This is a genomic window from Clostridium sp., from assembly GCF_040797585.1.
Lineage (GTDB): Bacteria > Bacillota > Clostridia > Clostridiales > Clostridiaceae > Clostridium_Z.
In genome coordinates, this window is sequence record NZ_JBFNEO010000318.1 from 1 (window position 1) to 1,866 (window position 1,866).

The window sequence follows — 1,866 nt, forward strand, 5'->3', positions numbered from 1 at the left end:
AACCTCTATTATATCTCCCTCTTTTATGACTCCACCTTTTAGAACCTTAGTAAATATTCCTTCCTTTGGCATTACACATTTACCAACCTTCTGAGATATTGCACATCCTGTATGACATTCTTTACCTATTTGAGTTACTTCTTGAATCGTCTCTCCTATAATTAGTTTTGTACCTATAGGAAGCTCATAAAGTATTATTCCCTCAGTAGTTATATTTTCTGCAAATACTCCTGGTACTAATCCTTCTATACCTTGATTTTCCATTTTATCAAAACTTTCTATACCTAATAAACTTACTTGTCTATGCCAATTCCCTGAATGTGCATCTTTTTCTAATCCAAAGTTTTCTATAAATAAACCTTCTTTTATCGGTTCTTTTATTACTCCTTTTTTATCTGATATATTTATAGATAATACTTTTCCTCTTATATCTTTATACATATAATCACCTGTCTTTCCACCAGTCTTTTTTATAAGTCTTATATCTTCAATTACCATGTCCTTATCAACTGCTTTACACATATCATATATGGTTAAACACGCAATAGATACTGCTGTTAGTGCTTCCATTTCTACTCCTGTTTTTCCTATGGTTTTTACTTCTGATTCTACCTCTATTGCATTGTCTGTTATATTAAATCTAATGTCTGCTCCTGTTAGAAATATATTATGACACATTGGAATTATATCACTTGTTTTTTTGGCTCCCATTATTCCACCTATTTGAGCTACAGATAGAACATCACCTTTTTTTATTAATCCTTCTCTAATTTTTTCTATGGTTTCTCTATTCATTCTGATTTTTCCTCTTGCTATGGCTTTTCTTCTGGTGTCTTCCTTTTCACCAACTTCTACCATATGAGCTCTGCCATGTTCATTAAAGTGTGTAAATTCCATCTTTATCCCCCTATTTGATTCATATTTCTCTTTATATATTCACCATCTTCTAAATGATGTGATTCTTCTTTTTTATATATAGAATTAAGTATTAGTTTCTTTATATCTTGTCCACTTCTTAAAGCTTCTTTTATATCTATTTCATTATTTGAGTGAAGACATAATTTCAACTGTCCCCTAGATGTTAATCTAACCCTATTACAGTTGGCACAAAACTTACAGGATATTGGATTTATTATACCTACTTTGCCTTTTCCATTAGGTAGTCTATAATATACTGCTGGAGACGATATATCTTCTCTTGGTGTAGGTGTAAGTTCTCTAACCTTCTCTAATATAATATCGTTTGAAATAAATTTTTCTTTAGCCCAATTAGCTGCTTCACCTATTGGCATCAATTCAATAAACCTTAAATCTATTTCATCTTTTTCCGTTAACTTCACTAATGATTCTATTTCATCATCATTAAAACCACCTATAAGGACAGTATTTATCTTTATTGGTGTTAATCCTACGCTCTTTGCTTCTTCTATTCCTTCAAGTACACATTTTAGTTTACCGCCTCTAGTAATTAGATTATATTTATCTTCATCTAATGTATCTAGACTTATATTCACTCTATTTAGTCCTGCTTTCTTTAACTCTTTTGCATATTCTTTTAAAAGTATACCATTTGTAGTCATTGCCAAATCTTTGACTCCTTCTAGCTTTGATACCTTAGACATTAGATCAACTATACCTTTTCTTGTAAGGGGTTCTCCCCCTGTAAATCTTATTTTATTAATACCTAAATCTACAAAAGCCTTTGTTATTTCATATATTTCTTCTAATGTTAGCATTTCTTCATGAGAAAACTTAGAAATTCCCCTCTCTGGCATACAGTATCTACATCTTAGATTACATCTATCTGTTAAGGAAATTCTAAGATAATTTATTTCTCTTCCAAAAGAATCTTTCATAATAATCACC

General features: G+C 30.7%; 2 protein-coding genes and 1 pseudogene. All 3 read right to left on the reverse strand.

Translation table 11 applies throughout. From position 1 onward, the window contains the following. Positions 1–441: MOSC domain-containing protein (locus AB2369_RS13155; RefSeq protein WP_367666925.1), on the reverse strand; the 441-nt coding region annotated here is incomplete at its 3' end. Continuing rightward, a pseudogene (gene moaC / locus AB2369_RS13160) lies at positions 442–903 on the reverse strand (cyclic pyranopterin monophosphate synthase MoaC); the annotation flags it as partial. Beyond that, positions 900–1,856, reverse strand: a complete 957-nt coding sequence (moaA, locus tag AB2369_RS13165; protein WP_367666926.1) for a GTP 3',8-cyclase MoaA — start codon at positions 1,854–1,856, stop codon at positions 900–902. The pseudogene moaC and the gene moaA, both read right to left, overlap by 4 nt. Positions 1,857–1,866 lie beyond the last annotated feature (10 nt).